At 69.8% G+C, this 19,504-nt stretch carries 16 protein-coding genes; 7 read left to right on the top strand and 9 right to left on the bottom strand.

Annotation, left to right across the window (positions count from 1 at the left end; all coding sequences use genetic code 11):
- The first annotated feature begins 216 nt into the window (after positions 1-216).
- The 3 genes from CURTO8I2_RS03640 to CURTO8I2_RS03650 all read left to right on the top strand — a co-directional run bounded on the left by CURTO8I2_RS03640 (position 217) and on the right by CURTO8I2_RS03650 (position 5,227).
- Complete coding sequence (locus CURTO8I2_RS03640; protein WP_159678743.1) at positions 217-1,509, top strand: adenylosuccinate synthase; 1,293 nt, start codon at positions 217-219, stop codon at positions 1,507-1,509.
- Positions 1,510-1,723: 214 nt separating this feature from the next.
- Positions 1,724-3,787 (top strand): bifunctional diguanylate cyclase/phosphodiesterase, encoded by a 2,064-nt coding sequence (locus CURTO8I2_RS03645; protein ID WP_236550991.1) that lies wholly within the window; start codon positions 1,724-1,726, stop codon positions 3,785-3,787.
- Between the two features lie 192 nt (positions 3,788-3,979).
- Entirely contained in the window at positions 3,980-5,227 is a 1,248-nt protein-coding gene (locus CURTO8I2_RS03650) for a cation:proton antiporter (protein ID WP_159678745.1), read from the top strand.
- A 298-nt stretch (positions 5,228-5,525) separates the two neighbouring features.
- Here the strand turns inward: CURTO8I2_RS03650 and CURTO8I2_RS03655 are convergent, their stop codons facing one another.
- On the bottom strand, positions 5,526-7,703 hold the full coding sequence (locus tag CURTO8I2_RS03655) for a TonB-dependent receptor (protein ID WP_159678746.1): 2,178 nt from the start codon (positions 7,701-7,703) through the stop codon (positions 5,526-5,528).
- A gap of 247 nt (positions 7,704-7,950) precedes the next feature.
- Complete coding sequence (locus CURTO8I2_RS03660; RefSeq protein WP_159678748.1) at positions 7,951-8,358, bottom strand: DUF2946 family protein; 408 nt, start codon at positions 8,356-8,358, stop codon at positions 7,951-7,953.
- Positions 8,359-8,680: 322 nt separating this feature from the next.
- On the opposite strand from CURTO8I2_RS03660, the gene CURTO8I2_RS03665 reads away from it, so the two are divergent.
- Positions 8,681-9,916 (top strand): hypothetical protein, encoded by a 1,236-nt coding sequence (locus CURTO8I2_RS03665; RefSeq protein WP_159678750.1) that lies wholly within the window; start codon positions 8,681-8,683, stop codon positions 9,914-9,916.
- A gap of 6 nt (positions 9,917-9,922) precedes the next feature.
- Here CURTO8I2_RS03665 and CURTO8I2_RS03670 read toward each other — a convergent pair whose 3' ends face one another.
- The 3 genes from CURTO8I2_RS03670 to CURTO8I2_RS03680 are packed head-to-tail and all read right to left on the bottom strand — an operon-like array spanning position 9,923 to position 11,801.
- Entirely contained in the window at positions 9,923-10,558 is a 636-nt protein-coding gene (locus CURTO8I2_RS03670; protein ID WP_159678752.1) for a hypothetical protein, read from the bottom strand.
- The gene (locus CURTO8I2_RS03675) at positions 10,555-11,163 is read right to left on the bottom strand and encodes a hypothetical protein (RefSeq protein ID WP_159678754.1); all 609 of its coding nucleotides are present in this window, start codon (positions 11,161-11,163) and stop codon (positions 10,555-10,557) included. The genes CURTO8I2_RS03670 and CURTO8I2_RS03675 overlap by 4 nt, the downstream gene beginning before the upstream one ends.
- Before the next feature lie 8 nt (positions 11,164-11,171).
- The gene (locus tag CURTO8I2_RS03680; protein ID WP_159678756.1) at positions 11,172-11,801 is read right to left on the bottom strand and encodes a hypothetical protein; all 630 of its coding nucleotides are present in this window, start codon (positions 11,799-11,801) and stop codon (positions 11,172-11,174) included.
- A 279-nt stretch (positions 11,802-12,080) separates the two neighbouring features.
- On the opposite strand from CURTO8I2_RS03680, the gene CURTO8I2_RS03685 reads away from it, so the two are divergent.
- Together CURTO8I2_RS03685 and CURTO8I2_RS03690 are read left to right on the top strand one after the other, a co-directional pair.
- Positions 12,081-12,521 carry a DUF2231 domain-containing protein gene (locus CURTO8I2_RS03685; protein WP_159678758.1) on the top strand — a complete coding sequence of 147 codons (441 nt, stop codon included), beginning with the start codon at positions 12,081-12,083 and terminating at the stop codon, positions 12,519-12,521.
- Positions 12,522-12,556: 35 nt separating this feature from the next.
- Entirely contained in the window at positions 12,557-13,921 is a 1,365-nt protein-coding gene (locus CURTO8I2_RS03690) for a sorbosone dehydrogenase family protein (protein ID WP_159681536.1), read from the top strand.
- Positions 13,922-14,072: 151 nt separating this feature from the next.
- On the opposite strand, the gene CURTO8I2_RS03695 is transcribed toward CURTO8I2_RS03690, so the two are convergent.
- Entirely contained in the window at positions 14,073-14,477 is a 405-nt protein-coding gene (locus CURTO8I2_RS03695; RefSeq protein WP_159678760.1) for a RidA family protein, read from the bottom strand.
- Positions 14,478-14,610: 133 nt separating this feature from the next.
- On the opposite strand from CURTO8I2_RS03695, the gene CURTO8I2_RS03700 reads away from it, so the two are divergent.
- Positions 14,611-15,558, top strand: coding sequence for a LysR family transcriptional regulator (locus CURTO8I2_RS03700; protein WP_159678762.1), 948 nt, complete (start codon positions 14,611-14,613; stop codon positions 15,556-15,558).
- Positions 15,559-15,633: 75 nt separating this feature from the next.
- Here CURTO8I2_RS03700 and paoC read toward each other — a convergent pair whose 3' ends face one another.
- The 3 genes from paoC to paoA are packed head-to-tail and all read right to left on the bottom strand — an operon-like array spanning position 15,634 to position 19,432.
- Positions 15,634-17,835, bottom strand: a complete 2,202-nt coding sequence (gene paoC / locus CURTO8I2_RS03705) for an aldehyde oxidoreductase molybdenum-binding subunit PaoC (protein ID WP_159678764.1) — start codon at positions 17,833-17,835, stop codon at positions 15,634-15,636.
- Positions 17,832-18,791 (bottom strand): xanthine dehydrogenase family protein subunit M, encoded by a 960-nt coding sequence (locus tag CURTO8I2_RS03710; protein WP_159678766.1) that lies wholly within the window; start codon positions 18,789-18,791, stop codon positions 17,832-17,834. Before CURTO8I2_RS03710 ends, paoC begins: the two co-directional genes overlap by 4 nt.
- Positions 18,788-19,432 carry an aldehyde dehydrogenase iron-sulfur subunit PaoA gene (gene paoA / locus CURTO8I2_RS03715; protein ID WP_236550992.1) on the bottom strand — a complete coding sequence of 215 codons (645 nt, stop codon included), beginning with the start codon at positions 19,430-19,432 and terminating at the stop codon, positions 18,788-18,790. The genes CURTO8I2_RS03710 and paoA overlap by 4 nt, the downstream gene beginning before the upstream one ends.
- Positions 19,433-19,504: the final 72 nt, after the last annotated feature.

Consider the following 19,504-nt stretch of genomic DNA (forward strand, 5'->3'; position numbering starts at 1 on the left):
TGAATGCCCCGCATAAAGCGGTGGCCCCCGTCCCCCCTTATCCGGATAATGCGGAAAAGCCGGACGGGCCATCTCGCATGAGTGGACTGCCGGCTTTTTCCGTGTCCGGCCCTGCGAGGCGGTCGTCTCCCCGATGGAGCGACCAATCCCCGCGCACGGCCGGCCGGTCCCTTCCTGCGGCCCCGATGGCCGCAACGCGATACAGGAGTCATCAAGATGGGTCAGTCAGTGGTGGTGATCGGCGCCCAGTGGGGCGACGAGGGCAAGGGCAAGATCGTCGATCTGCTCACGCAGGACATCGGCGCCGTCGTGCGCTTCCAGGGCGGCCACAATGCCGGCCATACGCTGGTGATCGGCGGCAAGAAGACCGTCCTCCACCTCATTCCGTCCGGCATCCTGCGCGACGATGCGCTGTGCCTGATCGGCAACGGCGTCGTGCTGAGCCCGGCTGCGCTGATCAAGGAAATCGGCGAGCTCGAAGCTGCCGGCGTGGAAGTGCGTTCGCGCCTGAAGATCAGCCCGGCCACGCCGCTGATCATGCCGTACCACATCGCGCTCGATCAGGCCCGCGAGAAGGCCGCCGGCGGGAAGGCCATCGGCACCACCGGCCGCGGCATCGGTCCGGCGTACGAGGACAAGGTGGCGCGTCGCGGCATCCGCGTCGCCGACCTGCATTACCCCAAGCAGCTCGAAGAACTGCTGCGCACCGCGCTCGACTACCACAACTTCGTGCTGACCAAGTACCTCGGCGGCGAGGCGATCGATTTCCAGAAGACCTACGACGAAGCCCTCGCGTTCGGCGACTATGTCGAGCCGATGAAGTCCGACGTGGCCGGCATCCTTCACGACCTGCGCAAGCAGGGCAAGCGCGTGCTGTTCGAAGGCGCGCAGGGCGCACTGCTCGACATCGACCACGGCACCTATCCCTACGTCACCAGCTCCAACACCACCGTCGGTGGCGCGCTGGCCGGTGCGGGCGTGGGCGCGGATGCGATCGACTACGTGCTCGGCATCGCCAAGGCCTATGCGACGCGCGTCGGCGGGGGTCCGTTCCCGACCGAACTCGACGACGAGATCGGGCAGGGCATCCGTGACCGCGGCCAGGAATACGGCGCCTCGACCGGTCGTCCGCGTCGCTGCGGCTGGATGGACATCGTCGCGCTCAAGCGCGCCGTCGCCATCAACGGCATCTCGGGCCTGTGCATCACCAAGCTCGACGTGCTCGACGGCATGAAGACGCTGAAGATCTGCATCGCCTACGAATACCGCGGCAAGCGCACCGAATACGCGCCGCTCGACGCCGCCGGCTGGGACGAGTGCACGCCGGTCTACCTGGAGTTCCCGGGTTGGGAAGAGACCACCCACGGCATCACCGAGTGGGACAAGCTGCCCGCCGCGGCACGTGCGTATCTGCGCGCACTGGAAGAACTGGCCGGTTGTCCGATCAGCATCGTCAGCACCGGGCCGGACCGTGCGCACACGATGGTGCTGCAGGATCCGTTCGCCTGATCCGCTGCCGCACTGGACATCGCAGCCTGTGACAGACGAAGCCCCGCGCAAGCGGGGCTTCGTCGTTCGGGGCGCGGCGCACGCCGTGGCGTGAATCGGTATACCCTCGACCGGACCCGCACGCGCCGGCATACGCGATGCCTGCGGGACAGGGACGTCGTCGGGGGGCGGCATGCAGACAGGATTGGTCGGCGCATACGATTGGTCGCTGGTGATGACGTCGTTCGTCGTGGCGGCGACGGCGTCGTATGCCGCGCTCTCCACGCTGGGCCGCATCCGTGCGGCGCAGGACGACACCGCGCGGCGCTGGTGGCTGGCCGGGGGCGCATCCGCACTGGGCGTCGGCATCTGGTCCATGCACTTCATCGGGATGCTGGCCTTCCGCCTGCCCATTCCCGTCGGGTACGACCCGTGGATCACCGTCGCATCGTGCGGTCTGTCGGTCGCGGCCTCCGTCTACGCGTTCCGGCTGATGGCGAGCGGTCCGTCGAAAGGCGCGCGGCTGCTGCGGGGCGCGCTGGCGATCGGCATCGGCATCGCGGCGATGCATTACATGGGCATGGCCTCGATGCGCATGTATCCGGCGATCGAGTACCACCCGGGCTGGCTGGCGGCCTCGGTCGGCGTGGCGGTGCTCGCCAGCGGTGCGTCGCTGGCCATCGCCGACCGTCTGCCCCAGCTGGGCCGCCGCGCGCATCTGCACCAGGCCATGGCCGCGGTGGCCATGGGCGCGGCCATCGTCGGCATGCACTACACCGGCATGGCCGCCGCGCGGTTCGCCGATGGAGCGGTCTGCGGCGCCGCGCTGCGCAACGGGCTCGATCCCGACGCGCTGGCCACCCTGGTCGTGGTGTGCACGACCGCCGTGCTGGGCACTGCCATCCTCGTGTCCACGCTGGACCGGGTGCTGCAGGAGCGTACCGGACGGCTGTCGGCGTCGTTGCGCGATGCCAATGCGCAGCTCAGCCACCTCGCCCAGCACGACACCCTGACCGGGCTGCCCAACCGCCGTCTGCTGCTTTCGCGCCTGCAGGACCTGATCGGGCGTGCGCTGTCGGACGGCGGCGCGTTCGCGGTGATCTACATCGACCTCGATGGATTCAAGGGCGTCAACGACGCCTTCGGACACGCGGTCGGCGACATTCTGCTGGCGCGTGTCGCCCGCATGCTGCGGGCCCTGTCGCATCCCGACGGCATGACCGCGCGACTGGGCGGCGACGAGTTCGTGGTGGTGGCGCCGGTGCCGTCGCCCACGGGCGCGGCCGAGGTCGCGGAAGAGGTCCTGCGTCAGCTCGGCGGCGCGTTGACGCTCGACGGCTACGACGGCGTGCGGGTGACGGCGAGCCTCGGCGTGGCGCTGTATCCGGACGACGGCACGAGCGCCGACCTGCTGCTGGCGAACGCCGACGCCGCGATGTACCACAGCAAGCAGTCCGGGCGGAATCTCGTCAGCCTGTACCTGCCGGGCATGTCGGAAGACGCGCAGGTCCAGGGACAGCTGGCGCACGAGCTGCGGCGTGCGCTGGAATCCGATGCGCTCGCGCTGCATTACCAGCCGCAGGTCGACGGCATCGACGGGCGCTGCGTGGGCGTCGAGGCGCTGCTGCGCTGGGACCATCCGCGGCTGGGCATGGTGCCGCCGATGCGGTTCGTGGCGGTGGCCGAGCGCATGGGGCTGATCGTGGAGCTGGGGCAGTGGGCGCTGGAGGCCGCCTGTCGCCAGTACGCCGACTGGCGGGCTGCGGGCGTCGAGCTGCCGACCATCGCCGTGAACATCTCGCCCGTGCAGTTCCGCAGTGGACAGCTGGTGCACCAGGTCGAAAGCGTGATGCGCCGCTTCGACATGCCCGCGCACGCGTTGACGCTGGAGATCACCGAGTCGATGGCCATGCAGGAGCCCGACCGGGCCATCGAACTGCTCGAGCGGCTGGTGCAGGCCGGCGCCCGGATCTCCATCGACGATTTCGGAACCGGCTACTCCAGCCTCGCGTATCTGGCCCAGCTGCCCGCGCACGAGCTCAAGATCGACCGGCGCTTCGTCGGCCGCATCGACAGCTCCACGCGGGATGCGGTGATCGTGCAGTCGGTGATCATGCTGGCCCAGCAGCTCGGCATGGATGTCGTGGCGGAAGGCGTGGAGACACGCGCGCAGGCGGACGCGCTGATCCGCATGGGGTGCAGGCGTCTGCAGGGCTTCCTGATCGCCCGCCCGGGCCCGGCATGCGCTGGCGAGCCGGCGTGGTCCGCCGCCGCGGAAGCGGGCGCACATCCCGGGTGATCGTCTGGCGGGCGATCGCACGCAGGTCCGGGTACCTGCGTCGGTGTCCCGCGCAGGCGCTTGCGGCACGCTGACGCGCCGCATACCGCGCGGCGCAGGACCTGGTCCGAAGACGCCGACGTGGCGGCGATCGGCGCGGCTCCCCATACTTCGCGCTCCGCAGATCGCGCGCAGGCCCAGGACGATCCACCGATGCATGCCGTCACCACCATGGAAGTGTTCCTGATCGCGATGGCGATCATCTTCTGCGTCCCGTTCCTGATCTGGCGGCTGGGCCGTACCGACTATTTCGCGCCGCTGGTGGTGGTGCAGATCATCACCGGCATCCTGCTGGGGCCGGGCATCCTCGGCGCGGCGTTCCCCGGCTACTACGCGTTCGTGTTCACGCCCGACGTGGTGCAGATCCTCAACGGACTGGGCGCGTGGGCGGTGATGCTGTTCGTGCTGATCGCGGGCATCGAGCTGGACCTGAGCAAGGCGTGGACCAACCGCCGCGAGAGCGGGATCACTGCGGGCCTGGCGCTCGGCGTGCCGCTGGTGTTCGGCGCGCTGGCGGCAATCGGCATGCTGCGCTTTCCCGGCTGGATCGGCGCAGAGGGGGCGAACTGGCAGTTCATCGTCGGCGTGGGCATGGCCTGCGCGGTCACCGCGTTGCCGATCCTGATCCTGCTGATGGAGAAGCTCGACATCCTGCGCCAGCCGATCGGCCAGCGCATCCTGCGCTACGCCAGCCTCGACGACATCGCCATCTGGGGCGTGCTGGCGCTGGTGCTGGTGGACTGGGAACGCATCGGCCGCCAGGTGGGTTTCCTGCTCGCCTTCGCGGTGGCCTGCGTGCTGTTCCGGCGGCTGATGCGCGCCATTCCCGAGCGCGACCGCTGGTACGTGATGCTGATCTGGCTGGCGGTCTGCGCGTTCGGCGCGGACTGGTCCGGCCTGCACTACATGGTGGGCGCGTTCCTGGCCGGTGTGGTGATCGACGCGGACTGGTTCGACCAGGCCGACATGGATCGCCTGCGCCACAACGTGCTGCTGGTGATCATGCCGGTGTTCTTCCTCAGCACCGGCCTGCGCACCGAATGGAACGTCGGCGGCGCGACCGTTTTCATCGCGGCCATCGTGCTGCTGGTGGCCTCGGTGGCCGGCAAGCTCGCCGGCGTGCACATGGCCGGCCGTATCCTGAAATGGGAACCCGGCGAAGCCTCGCTGATCGGCTGGCTGCTGCAGACCAAGGCGCTGATCATGATCATCTTCGCCAACATCCTCCTCGACAAGGCCATCATCTCCAGCGCCACGTTCACCGCGCTGCTGTTGATGGCGGTGATGAGCACGATGCTGACGATCCCGATGGCGACGCCGCGATTGCGCAGGATGGCGGAACGCCCGAGCGGCGGCGCATCCGACAGCGCGACGGACGTGGCGCCCGCGCCTCACCGGTGACCAGTCGGGCTGCGGCGCATCGCGCGCCCGGCGGAGCGCCTGCCGCGCGGGCGACGGTCGCAGCCCCCGATGCCGCGCGCCCGGCGCACCGCGCCACGCGCCCCGGTGCGCGCGGCGTCGTGGATCAGTCGAACAGACTCAGCGCCGCCGCGCCACGGAGGCGGCCGCGCGTGCGCACCCAGGACAGCCCCACGGCCCAGGCCATGAGCCAGCCTGCGATCACAGCCGGGAATACGTGCATCGAAGATCTCCTTCGGTCGTCAGTGGTCTGCGGGGCGGCGCGTCCGTGCGGACGCCGTCAGAACGCCGCCCGCAGTTCGAGATCGAGCGTCCGCGGCTCGCCGAGGTAGACCATCTGCGCGCCGATCGCGTGCATCACGTAGGTCCGGTCGCCGAGGTTGCGGCCTCGCAGGGTGACCGCGAGCTGCGGCGTCGGGCGCCAGCGCAGATGCGCGCCCCACAGCGTGTAGCCGGCCGTCTCCAGGGTGTTGGCGCTGTCGGCGTAGCGGGCGGCGACCGCGCGCAGATCGGTGCCGACCGACCAGCGGGGTGACAACGCGTAGTCGACCCAGAGATTGCCCACGCGGGCGGGCGTGTTCGCAGGCCGGTTGCCCGCGCGCGACACCGGCACGCCGTTGGCGGTCTCGAAGAAATCATCGAGCCGTGCATCCACCCAGCCCGCGTTCGCCTGCACGTGCAGTGCCTGCCACGGCCGGAATGCGAGCGTGGCTTCCACACCGCGTGCCGACTGCTGGCCGACCGGCAGCGTCTGTCCCGGATTGTCGGGATCGGTGATGGCGAGGTTCTCGCGCACGATGCGGTACGCCGCCAGCGTCGCGGTGCCGCGCCCCTGGGCGAAGTCGGTCTTGGCGCCGGCTTCGATCTGGCGGCCGCGGCTGAGGTCGAAATCGCGCAGGGCCGAGAATCCCGCGGTGGACAGGATGCCCGCCGGTGGATCCGCGGCCGTGCTGAGCTGCACGTAGACGTTGCTGGCCGGCGTCAGTTCGGCCGTCAGACCGACGCGCCCGGTCGTGGACGCATAGTCCCGGGCGAAGCGTGCGGGATTGGTCGCGGTCGCCGCCCGCCGGTTGACGACATCGAGGTCGATGCGCTCGTGGCGCACGCCCGTCATCAGCGAGACGCGTCCCCCCAGCCGGGTCAGGTTTTCCACCGACAGCGACGCGGTGCGGACGCGGTTCGTCGCGCCCGGCACGTAATCGGGCGTCGTGCCGGGAATGTCGAAGAAGAAGCCGGGCGTGCGCGCATCGACCGACACCAGATCGATCTCGCCGCCGATCGACTGCGGAAACCGCGTCTGACGGTTGTGACTCAGTTCGAAGCCGGCGGTCCACTGCGATGGTCTGCCCGCCAGGGTGCCGCTGCGGTGCCAGTCGGTCCGGTTGCCGGTCACCTGCTGGTCGTGCCGCTGCTGCAGGACACCGGACCGGGCGATGCCGCCGCGGACGGGATCCCATCGATAGGTCTCGACATTGCGGTAATCGCGCAGCGCATCGTAGTGGTAGAGCGTGTTGACGATCCGGCCGAATGCGCCACCGTCCCATTCCAGTTTCGAGCGGCCCCAGGCCACTTCCTGCGCGTAGAAACCGTCGCCGACGTTGTAGTTGCGGCCGACACTGCCGGGCAGTGCATCGAGACGCCCGGTGGGGCCGATCACCGCGGGCGTGCCCCAGTAGACGCGGCGGTTGTCCTCGTTCTGGTATTCGAGCGCGAGCGTGTGGGTGAGCGTCGGCGTCAGCCGCGACGCCAGCGAGGTGGCGAGCGTCCAGCCCTCGCGACGCTCGGCGTCGACCCAGCCGTCGCGGGTGCTGTAGGCGGCATCGAGGCGGAGCGCATGCGCCGTCTCGCCGGTGGCGAATCGATGGTTCACGCCGGCCGCCAGCACGCGACTGTCGTGACTGCCCACGCTGGAAAGCCCGCCGATGGCATCGGCGTCGAAATCGGCGGTGCGGGTGACGTAGTTGATGGAGCCGCCCACCGCGCCGGCGCCATAGAGGAAGCTCGAGGGCCCGCCGATCGCCTCGACGCGCTCGTAGATCCACGCATCGACGGGTCGTGCGGCAATCGACGCGTACTTGACGTCGATGCCGTTGAACAGCTGGGTGATCTGCGCACCGGAGAAGCCGCGCCAGGTCACCGCATTGCCGTTGCCTGGCAGCGAGGCGACGACCAAGCCGGGAATCGCGAACAGGGCTTCCTGGGTGGAGCGCACGCCCCGCGCTTCGAGCGCTGCGCGGTCGATCCGGAACACCGACGCGGGTGTCTCCCGGTCCGTGACCTCCAGCCGGGACGCGCCGCTGGCGTCGCGGTCGAGCGTGGAGCGCATGCCGCGCACCTGGATGCCGTCGAGTGTGGTCGCGGTGTCGCCCGTGGGCGTCTGCGCGTGCGCGGTGCACACCGCGCCGGGAAGCAGCAGGCAGCTGATGGCCGCCGCCAGGCGTCGAGGAGAATTCTGCATGGAAGAAAGACCTGTTCCGGATGTAAGAAAGGGAAAGCGAACGGACGGCGACACGCGCTTCGGGCGGCCGCAGGCGTCACGACGGGGTGCTGGCATCGCAAAGGACACGCCGGACGCCATGGCGCAGCTGCGCCATGGCGATGCCGCGCGCGGGCGGGCAACGCGCATGCGCGTGCATTACATGTGTGGAGAAGGCCGATCCGGAGGATCGGCCGGGCGCCGTGGCCCGGCGGGCCGGGCAGGGGCGTCAGGCCATCCGCGGTGGACCGCGGGAACCGAGTCCGCAGGGATGGCGTTCCGCGAGGCGGACGATGCGCGCGACCGGCGCCCGGTGCGCGACGTGCAGCAGGCGTGCGATCGCACACCACACCACCGCGAGCAGCGCGGTGGCGAGCAGCGGGCAGTAACCGCAGTCCTGCATGTCGAGATGCTCGGACGGCACCGGGCGTGGCGCGGCATCGTCGAGCAGGCTGCGGGGATCGACGATGCGGATCAGCGCGTCGCTGCCCATCGTGCACATCTCCATCAGGATCATCCGCGGCGATGCGTCCTGCGCATGCGCGAGCCGGCCGGCCGAGGGCAGCAATGCGAGCAGCAGCACGGCAGCCAGCGACAGCCAGGCGAATGCATGCTGGAAGCGGCGGCCGAGGATCATGCGCACAGTCTAGGGGGCGATGCCGCGAAGTGGAGGCCCGACGTCTGCCCGCAGGCTGCGACGGATCGTCGCAGCGGTCCGCGACGTCACGTCGAACGACGTCGGGACGCACCGCCCCTGCCGCGCGCGTGCATGGCGCTCTCGGCGACGGCTCGCGGCGCCAGTGCGTGTCGTGCCGCGCCCGCGGCGGAACATTGCCGCGCACGCGCCCCGTCCGCCATGATGGCCGCCGTCGATCCCACCGGGGCGTGCCGTGCCAGCTTCCTCGTCGAACCCCGCAGCAGGGGCAGTGCAGGACGTGTTGCCGGGGCAGGATGGCCGCATGTCGGGCGAAGACGCGCACGCGTGGATGGCCATTCCGCGACTCGCCGGTCGTCTGCTGTGGCGTCACTGGCCTGCGCTGCTGGCGTGCTTCTTCGCTCAGCGCGTCGCGTACGACGTCCTGCTGTTCGGCGCCATCCAGTTGGCCGAAGCGGGCGTGCTGCTGTCGTATGCCGCCATCGCGGTGCTGATCGTGAGCCAGCTGGTCGGCGCCATCACGATGTTCCTCGTGCTGCGGCCGTCGATGCCGTCCATGCAGTCCGCCGTCGGCCTGCCGTCCACGCTCGGGCAGCGCTCCTGGTTGCGCGTGCTCGCGGTGGCGCTGCTGCCGTTCTTCGCCTACTACGCGGCCTGGGGCCTGCTGGAGGGCGTCAAGCGCGACTTCGTGCTGACCTACCAGAGCTGGGTGTCGTTCGAGCGGCGCGAGCCGCTGCAGGACATCCTCGCGCTGCGTGGTCTGTGGATCGCGCTGGTGGTGTCGTGGGGTTTGCGCGAGGTGTCCAAGCGCAGGCTCGCCGCCACCCAGCATGGCGTGTGGTCGCTGATCGTTGCGGCCTGCGAGGCGTACTGGCTGTTCGTCGGCGCCGCGGTCATCGCGCGCGGTTGGGCCTGGGCGACGGCATGGTGGGAGTCGCGCGTCGTCTACGTCGCGCTGACGACCTGGTGGGACAACCCGTTCGTCGGGCTGGTGTCGCTCGCACCGCTCAAGCGTGTCTTCGATCCGGCGTGGAGCGCCGTCTCGACCGCGGGGGGCGCGGTGGTGATGCCGCTGGTATGGCTGGCCATCGCGGCGATCGTCTACGGCATGGACCTGCGACGTCGCGCGCGCCTGGACCGGCACGACGCGCACGCGCGGCTGGTGAGCCGTCGCTACCGCAACCTGCATCCGGTCTGGAAGAAGGCCGTCGACAAGGCGAGCGGCGGCTGGAACGGCAAGGGCATTCCGATCCTCAATGCGATCCGGCTGGTGCTGCGTGCAGGATTGCCGGCGCTGCTGGTGCTGTGCGTGGGCTGGGCGCTGCTGGACTACATCGATGCGCACGCATGGGGTTTGGCGACGGCCGCGATCGGTCCGCAGCCCTGGGACGACTGGCGCGTCCTGGGGCAGCCGCTGTCGCTGCTGTTCAACGGACCGATGTCGTTGCGGCCCGCGCTGTTCACCCAGCTGCTGCGCGTGGTGCTGCTGGCGGCCACCTTCGACCGCGCGATCGCCGGACTGCGCGCCGCCCGCGGCTGAAAGCGCTCAGTCGCGCGGCGCGGGCAGGGGAAAGCGCAGATAGCGTCCCATCGTCGGCGTCGTGGTGGACGGCGGGAAGAACAGATCGACCTGCATGCCTTCCACGGGCACGTCCGACGGAATCAGGTAGGCATGCGTGAACGCGAACGGCTGGCCCGCGACCGCGGCGGCGGGCGTGCCCCGCACGCGCGTCCCGCAACGTCCGTCGAGGCCCTGACGCAGCATCCAGGTGGAGAGCTTCGCCGGGAAGTTCGCCTCCCACGCGCGGCCATCGGCATCGACGAGTCGCCCCTTGCACTGGTCGAGCCGTGCCGCGTCGACCTGTGCGCCGGCAAGGACCTCGAACTCGACGAGCAGCCGCGTCGCGTCGGCATGCAGGTATTCGGCCGCGGTCCCGGCGCGCGCGGGTTCGCGGCGGACGCCCGTGATGCGCCAGCGCGCGCCTTCGTACTCGCGCCACGCCGCCGCGTCGGCAGGCGCGGTGACGGCGGTACGCGGCCGGATCCGGTCCAGTTCGCGCTCGTTGATGCGCCACGGCAGGTAGAAGGCCAGCACGCCGAGCACTGTCGCCGTGGGCAGCCAGTGACGGTTGCGCCGCCACCAGCCGGGCGCCGCGGCGTCGTCGTGCGCCGGCGCGCTCATGGCGCGGACTCCGGCGTGCGCAGGTCGAGTGTGGGCGCGGCGGCATCGCGCAACGCGGCGACCTGCGCCGCATCGAGGCGGAGATCGATGTCGACCAGGTGATCGAGCTGCGCCGGCGCACCGTTGCCGCTGTAGAACTGCAGATGCGCGCCTTCCAGCGCCGCGACGGGCACGTCGAAGAAATACGCGCCGCTGGCCGGCAGCCCCGTCACGAGATACATGTCGGTGAGGTTGAAGCCGCCGAGATCGGGGCGGCCGGCGGGGGCGGCGCGATAGACGCGTCCGTCGCGTGCGCGGAGCTGCGCACCCACGAATCCACTGGCCTGCGTCACTTCGACGTCCACCAGTGCCGACATCCAGATCCCGTCCGCCTTCAGCGTGCGCGGCGGGCCGTCGCTGGTGCGCGGGTCCAGCAGATAGGCCTGCGCGAGTTTCAGCTTGCCCACCTTGACCGAGAAATTGCGCGCCTCAACCGTGTGACCGGCGGCGCCGTCGAGTCGCATGGGCGCGGTCCTGTCGTCCATCGAAGGCGCCTGCCTGCGAAGACCCGTGATCAGGATCAGCGACACGAGCGCGGCAGCGATCAGGCCCCATCGGACCGGCATCGACCGGCTCACGCGGCGGGCCCCGGACACGCCTGCGCGACGGGCAGCACGAACTTCCAGCCCGGGCCGTCCTGCACCCACATCGATTCGCCGCTCGCACGGGTGCGCTCGATGAAGCGGCGCTTGAACAGGCCCCAGGTCGAGGTCGCCGGTGGTGCCATGCCGGCCGGCAGTTCCCAGACGAAATCGATCACCACCGGGAGTCCCGGTCCGAGGTCCTGCCCCAGCGTGGCGTCGTCGGCGCGCTGCGAGCGCTCCGCGGCCACGGGATCGCCATGGCCTTCGGGCAGCCAGACCACGTCTTTGTCCAGATAGGCGCGCATGGCGACCCAGTCGCGTGCCTTGCTGACCACCCGCGTACGCAGGATCAGGTAGCGCTGCGCGTCGTCCTGCGGCGCGCGCTGCCCGGGTCGCGTGTCGCTGTGCCACGCGCAGAGCGGGGTGACGACGAACGCATCCGATGCGATCGGCACGTCCGCGCCCGACACCGGCAGCGGACGATCCGTGGAACCGGCACGCCGGAAGCCGCCCGAGACCGCGACGATCGCGGCCACGACCACGGTCGACAGCAGCGCCAGTCGCCAGGTCCGGTGTCGCCAGAACAGGGGCAGGTCCTTGAACAGGCGGGGGGGCTCCATGCGGGTGGCGATACCTTACCCAATCGGCGGTGCGTCGTGGCGGTCCGCTGCGACATGGGCCGGCATGCCATCGACGCATGCGCAAGCGCCCTTGCACGCGACCAAGGGACATCGCGACATGCGGTGACGGGCGCGCGCACGCGGACGTGGAAGCGGATCGAGCCGATGGCAGGGCCTGCGCAACGTGCGGCGCTTTCACCATGCCGTGCACGCGCGTGCGGCACCGTATACAGCGCCACGCGTGCCCCGCACGCACTGTCCAACGCAGACGAGATCCCCATGCACACACCTCCTGTCCTCGCGACGCGGCCCTATCGGCCGTTGAGCCCCCTGCACCTGCTGCTCGTCAGCAGTGCGTTCCCGCTGTTTCTCGGCGCATTGCTCGCCGACATCGCCTACGCGCGGTCCTACGAGATCCAGTGGACCAACTTCGCGTCCTGGCTCCTGGTCGGCGCCATGGTGTTCGCGGTGATCGCGCTCGTCTGGGCGCTGGTGTCGCTGATCACGCCGACGGCGCGCACGCGCACGCGGTTTCTCTACGTAGGCCTGCTCGCCCTGACCTGCGTGCTCGGTTTTCTCAATTCGCTGGTCCACGCCATGGACGCCTGGCAGAAGATGCCGCAGGCGCTGGTGTGGTCGGTGCTGTGCGTGGCGTCGATCGGCGCGAGCCTGTGGTTCGCGCTCGGCGGCACCTTGCGTCGCCGGGAGGTGCTGCCATGAACCGCTCTTACTCGAAGCGTCCGAAGTCCGTCCTGATGACGCGCGCGCTGGTGCCCGCGCTGGCACTGGCACTCGTCGCATGTGGCGGCACGCCGGATGAGACCTACACCGGCCCGTCGCCGGAGCTGCCCAAGCCGCAGCGCGGCCTGTTCCCGACGCTGAAGATTTCACTGCCCTCGGAATGGGGCGACCAGCTGCCGACGGTGCCGGAGGGTTACGAGATCGCGCCGATCGCCGACAACCTGCAGATCCCGCGCCAGATGCTGGTGCTCCCCAACGGCGACATCATCGTGGCCGAAGGCCGCGGCGGCCGGGCGCCCAAGCTGACGCCCAAGGACATCATCGCCGGCTTCATCAAGTCGCGCGGCAATACCCAGGTCGAGAGCGGCAACCGTCTGACCCTGTTGCGCGACGCCGATGGTGACGGCACCTACGAGAACCGCTCGATCTTCGCCGACAACCTCGACGCTCCCTACGGCCTCGCCTTCGGCAACGATTCGATCTACGTCGCCACCCAGGATGCGCTGTTGCGCTTCGCCTACACCGAGGGCGCCGTCAACGCCGGCGCCGCGCCGCAGGAGATCACCAAGCTGCCCGCGGCGATCAACCACCACTGGACCAAGGCGCTGACGATCAGCGCGGACGGCCGCTATCTGTTCGTCGGAATCGGCTCCGACAGCAACATCACCGAGCGCGGTCTGGCAGTCGAGGAGAGCCGTGCCATGGTCTGGCAGGTCGAAGCGGCCACCGGCTTCCATCGCGTGTTCGCCACCGGCCTGCGCAATCCGACCGCGCTGGCGATGCAGCCGGGCATGGACCAGCTGTGGGCGGTGGTCAACGAGCGCGACGAGATCGGCGGTGAGCTGGTCCCCGATTATCTGACCAGCGTGCGTCCCGGCGGCTTCTACGGCTGGCCGTACAGCTACTGGGGCCAGAACGTCGACGAGCGCGTGCGCCCGCAGAAGCCGGAAAAGGTCGCATCGGCGATCGCCCCCGACTTCGCGCTGGGATCGCACGTCGCCGCGCTGGGCGTCGCGTTCTCCACGCCCACGATGGGCGCGCAGTTCGCGAACGGCGTCTTCGTGGGACAGCACGGCAGTTGGAACCGCGATCCGCCGGTGGGCTACAAGGTGTCGTTCGTGCCGTTCCGCGACGGCAAGCCGTCGGGCGAGATGATCGATTTCGCAACCGGCTTCCTCGGTGAGGACGGCAAGGCGCGGGGCCGTCCGGTCGGTGTGACCGTCGATCCGCGGGGCGCGTTGCTGGTGGCCGACGATCTGGCCAACACCATCTGGCGCATCACGCCGACCGGTGGTGCAGCGGGCATGCCGTTGGCACCGGCCGCGCCTGCGCCTGCCGCCACGCCGCCCGCAACGGGTGCGACACCGCCCGCGGGCTGAGTCCACGACGCGGCTGACCAGGACGAAGGGCCCCAACGGGCCCTTCGTCGTATGTGGTCGCGCGCAATGTCCGCGCGTGCCGCGCAAAGCGCCGGGCATGCCTGTACGCGATCCGGCGAGAAGCGCTCTGCGCAGCCGCGCCCGCCAGGTCTCAGGCCGGCGCGCCCGTCGGCAGTCTCGCCACCACCTTGATCTCGAAATCGAAACCGGCCAGCCAGGTCACGCCGACCACGGTGGCGGTCGGAAACGGGGCCTCGCCCCAGTACTCCGGCACGATCCGCCACGCCTGCTCGAAGCGGCTGGCCGGATCGACGATGAAGAACGTCACGTCGACCACGTCGTCGAACGTGGCGCCCGCCGCGTCGAGCACGGCATTGAGGTTGTCGAAGGCGCGGCGCACCTGTTGCTCGAAGTCGGGTTCGGGCGAGCCGTCGGCGCGGCTGCCGACCTGTCCGGACACGAACAACAGGCCATCGACCCGGATTGCCGGCGAATAGCGGTGCTTGTCGTACAGCGCATGGCGGCCGGCAGGGAAAACGGCGTCACGGGTTGCCATGGACATCTCCTGCGGGGAAGGGCCCCGGTGATTGCGATGGCGCCAGTCTGCGGACGCCGCCGTGCGCGATAAACACGCAGGACTGTCCAGCACTGTTCGTAGAATCCAAACAATTCCGATCGCGGGATCCCCGATGGACCGTTTCGATGCGATGCAGGCGTTCGTCCGCGTGGTGGACGCTGGCAGCTTCACCAAAGCGGCGGAGACGCTGCACATGAGCCGGACCACGGTGACCCAGCTGATCCAGCAACTGGAGTCGCGGCTGCGGGTGCGGTTGCTCAACCGCACCACCCGGCGGGTCGAGGTGACCGCGGACGGCGCGGCCTACTACGAGCGCGTGGTGCGTCTGCTGGCGGACATGGATGATGCCGAGACCAGCCTGTCGAGCGCATCGGCAGCGCCACGTGGGCGGCTGCGGGTGGACGTGCCCAGTCCGTTCGCACGGATGATCCTGGTGTCGGCGCTGCCGGCGTTCCACGCACGCTATCCGGACATCCAGCTGGATCTGGGGGTCAGTGACCGGCGCGTGGATCTGATCGGCGAACACGTGGACTGCGTCGTGCGGGGCGGCACGATCACCGACCAGTCCCTTGTCGCGCGTCACGTCGGCGATCTGCCGCTGGGCGTGCATGCGTCGCCGGCGTATCTGCAGCGCATGGGCATGCCGCGCCATCCGCGGGATCTGGAAGACACGCATCACCGCATCGTGGGTTTCCTGTGGGCGCGCACGGGCAGGCCGCTGCCGTATGCGATGCACCGCGGGGCAGAGCGCGTGCAGGTCCAGGGGCGCTACGTGGTGGCGCTGGACGACGGCAATGCCTATCTCGCGGCCGGACTCGCCGGTTTGGGGGTGCTGTGGCTGCCGGCTTATATGGCCCGCGCCCATGTCGCGTGCGGCGAGCTGCAGACGCTGTTCGAGGACTGGACACTCGATCCGATGCCGATGCACGTCGCGTTTCCACCGAACCGGCATGTCAGCGCGAAGCTGCGGGTGTTCATCGACTGGATCATCGAGCTGATGGACATGCATGCACCGGTCGTGCGGCCTGCGTCGCATGGGACGCCCGCACCGCGTCCATAACGGGATCCCGGCGGCGGGCCGTCTGCCACCGAACCCCTCTCCCATGCTGGAGAGGGGCGGTGGATCCGCAACCGGTCAGGCGATGGCCGGCAGTCCGTCGATGATCTTCTCCAGCGTGACCGGGTATTCGCGCACGCGCACGCCGGTGGCGTTGTGGATCGCGTTCGCGATCGCGGCGGGCACGCCGCACAGCCCGAGTTCGCCGACGCCCTTGGCCTTCATCGGCGAACTGTCCGCGTCGGCTTCGTCGAGGAACACGACTTCCTGCACCGGAATGTCCGCGTGCACCGCGACCTCGTAACCTGCGAGGTCGTGGTTGACGAAGAACCCCATCGTCGTGTCGACGGCGAGTTCTTCGCTCAGCGCAGCGCCGACGCCCATCGTCATCGCGCCGATCATCTGGCTGCGCGCCTGTTTCGGATTGAGGATGCGTCCGGCGGCGGCGACCGACAGCATGCGCCGCACGCGGGTCTCGCCCGTGTGCATGTCCACGCCGACCTCGACGAAATGCGCGGCGAACGTGCCGAGCTGTTTCTGCTTGTCGAGATCACCGAATTCGATCGCATCCTCGACGACGAGCTGCCCGGCGCCTGCCGCCTCCGCAAGCGCCACCGACCGGCCGCCGGCGCTGACCTTGCCGTCGGCGAATTCGGCGGTCGCCGGATCCAGCGCCAGGGTCGTGGCGATGACCTCGCGCAATTTCATGCACGCGGCGTAGACGCCCGCGGTCGCGCTGTTGGCGCCCCACTGGCCGCCGGAACCGGCGGAGGCGGGGAAGTCGGAATCGCCCAGCTTCACGTCGATCGCGTCGATCGGCAGGCCCAGCGTCTCAGCGGCGGTCTGCGCGATGATGGTGTAGCTGCCGGTGCCGATGTCGGTCATGTCGGTCTCGACCGTGATGCGGCCCGTGTCGTCGAGCCGCACGCGTGCCCCGGACTTCATCACCGGTGCGGCGCGGAAGCCGGCCGCCATGCCCATGCCCACGAGCCAGCGACCATCACGCACGCTGGCGTTGGGCTTGCGCGCGTTCCAGCCGAACCGCTCGGCGCCCTGGCGCAGACACTCGACCAGCTGGCGTTGCGAGAACGGACGCTCCGGCTTTTCCGGATCCACCTGGGTGTCGTTGCGGATGCGGAATTCGACCGGATCCATGCCGAGCTTCTCGGCCATCTCGTCCATGGCGATTTCCAGCGCCATCATGCCGGGCGTCTCGCCCGGCGCGCGCATCGCATTGCCTTCCGGCAGGTCGAGCGTCGCCAGGCGCATCTTGCTCATGCGGTGTTCGCCGGCGTAGAGCAGGCGCGTCTGCTGCACGGCGACTTCGGGACCGCCGCCTTCCAGATCGCCCGACCAGCTCTCGTGGCCCATCGCGGTGATGCGGCCGTCGCGGTTCGCGCCGATACGGATGCGCTGCAGGGTTGCCGGCCGGTGCGTCGTGTTGTTGGCGATCAGGGGGCGCTGCAGCGCGACCTTGACCGCGCGCTTCGCGGCCTTGGCGCCGAGCGCGGCGAGTACGGCGTCGGCGCGCACGAACAGCTTGCCGCCGAAGCCGCCGCCGATGTAGGGCGATACCAGCCGGACCTTGTCCGGCGCGATGCCGAGGGTGCGGGCGACATCGCCCTTGCCCCAGGCGATCATCTGGTTGGAGGTCCAGATCGTGACCTTGTCGCCATCCCATTCGGCGAGCGAGGCCATCGGCTCCATCATCGCGTGCGACTGGTCGGGCGTGGTGTAGGTCTCGTCGAGCGTGACCTCGGCCGACGCGAACGCGGTGTCGAAATCGCCGACCGCGGTGTCGGCCGGCGTGTCGCCGCCCTGCGGCTTCACCGCGTTGTCCTTTTCGGCTTCCAGCGAGAAGCGGCCGCGGCTGCGGGTGTAGGCCACGCGCACCAGCGAAGCGGCGGCGCGCGCTTGTTCGAAAGTCTCGGCGACGACCAGCGCGATCGCCTGGTGGTAGTGCTGGATATCGGGGCCACCGAGCAGCTTCGCGGTGTTCATGCGGCCCTGGCCGAGCTTGCCGGCGTTCTGCGCGGTGACGACCGCCAGCACGCCCGGCGCTCGTTCCGCGGCGCTGGTATCGATCGAGGCGATCCGGCCCTTCGCGATCCCGGCGCCGATGACGTGACCGTAGGCCGCGCGTTCGGTGACGTCGTGCCATTCGTAGGCGTAGTGGGCGGTGCCGGTGACCTTGCGGGGGCCGTCGATGCGGTCGAGCGGCTGGCCGACGACGCGCATCGCGTCGATCGGGTTCTGGCCTGCGGGCGTGTCGAACTTCATGACGTGGCCTCCTGTGCTTCGGCCAGTGCGGCGGCGATGGTCCGCTCGGCGAGCACCAGCTTGAAGCGGTTGTCCTCGGTGGGCGTTGCGCCTTCGAACAGGCGCGCGGCGACGGCCTTGGCACCCTGCGGCAATTCGGCGTCGGCGGCATCGCGCTGCCAGGGCTTGTGCGCCACGCCGCCGACGACCACGCGCCCGCTGCCGTCACGCTGCACGATGGCGGCCACCGACACGAGGGCGAAGGCGTACGACGCGCGGTCGCGGACCTTGCGGTAGATCTGGCGGCCGCCGACGGGCGGCGGGAGCAGCACGGCAGTGATCAGTTCGCCGGCCTCGAGCACGGTGTCGCGCTGCGGTGTACTGCCGGGCGCGAGATAGAAGTCGTCGAGCGCGATGCTGCGCGACTGGCCGTCGGGTCGCACGGTCTCCACCATGGCATCGAGCGCCCGCAGGGCGACGGCCATGTCACCGGGGTAGGTGGCGATGCAATCGGCGCTGCCGCCGATGACGGCAAGCTGCCGGCTGTAGCCCTTGATCGCGCCGCAGCCGCTGCCCGGCAGGCGCTTGTTGCAGGGCTGATCGGTGTCGTAGAAATAGGGACAGCGCGTGCGTTGCAGCAGGTTGCCGGCCGTGGTCGCCCGGTTGCGCAACTGGCCCGAGGCGCCGGCGAGCAGGGCGCGCGACAGCAGCGGATAGTCCTTGCGCACACGACTGTCGGCGGCGAGATCGGTATTGCGCACGAGCGCGCCGATCCGCAGACCACCCGCGTCGCTGGCGTCGATCGTATCGAGCGCCAGTCCGTTGACGTCGACCAGATGGGTCGGCGTTTCGATCTGCAGCTTCATCAGATCGAGCAGATTGGTGCCGCCGGCGATGAACTTCGCACCGGGATTGCGCGCGGCGGCTGCGGCTGCGGCCGCGGGCGAGTCCGCGCGTTCGAATTCGAAGGCCTTCATGCGCGTGCTCCCGAGGTGCCGGCCACGTCTTCGATCGCATCGAGAATGTTGGCGTAGGCGCCGCAGCGGCAGAGGTTGCCGCTCATGCGTTCGCGGATCTCGTTGCCGCTGACGGCGGGCCGTGCGGTGAGATCGGCGGTGACATGACTCGGGATGCCGTCGCGGATCTCGCCCAGCACCGCAACCGCCGAGCAGATCTGGCCCGGCGTGCAGTAACCGCACTGGAAGCCGTCGTGCTTGACGAACGCGGCCTGCATCGGATGCAACCGCTCGGGTGTGCCGAGGCCTTCGATCGTGGTGACTTTCGCGCCTTCGCTCATCACCGCCAGGCACAGGCAGCTGTTGATGCGGCGGCCGTCGACGATCGTGGTGCACGCACCGCACTGGCCGTGGTCGCAGCCTTTCTTGGTACCGGTGAGCTGGAGTTCCTCGCGCAGGAAATCGAGCAGCGTGGTACGGGTGTCGACGTCGCGTTCGACTCGCTCGCCGTTGACCTCCATCGAGACGCGCTGGCGGACGGGCGGTCGCGACGGGGGCGGCGTGGTCGCGGCATTGGCGGCCTGGGCGACGGCGGGCATGGCGACTGCGCCGGCCGACGCGGCGCCGGCCTTCAACAGTTCCCGGCGGTTGAGGGGAGACATGGACATTCCTCTGGCTGGCTCGATGGGCTGGCTGGGTACGCGGAAGCGCGCGAACGCAGCATGCGCGCCCGG

It is taken from the genome of Luteimonas sp. 9C, from assembly GCF_902506295.1.
In the GTDB taxonomy this organism is placed as follows: domain Bacteria; phylum Pseudomonadota; class Gammaproteobacteria; order Xanthomonadales; family Xanthomonadaceae; genus Luteimonas.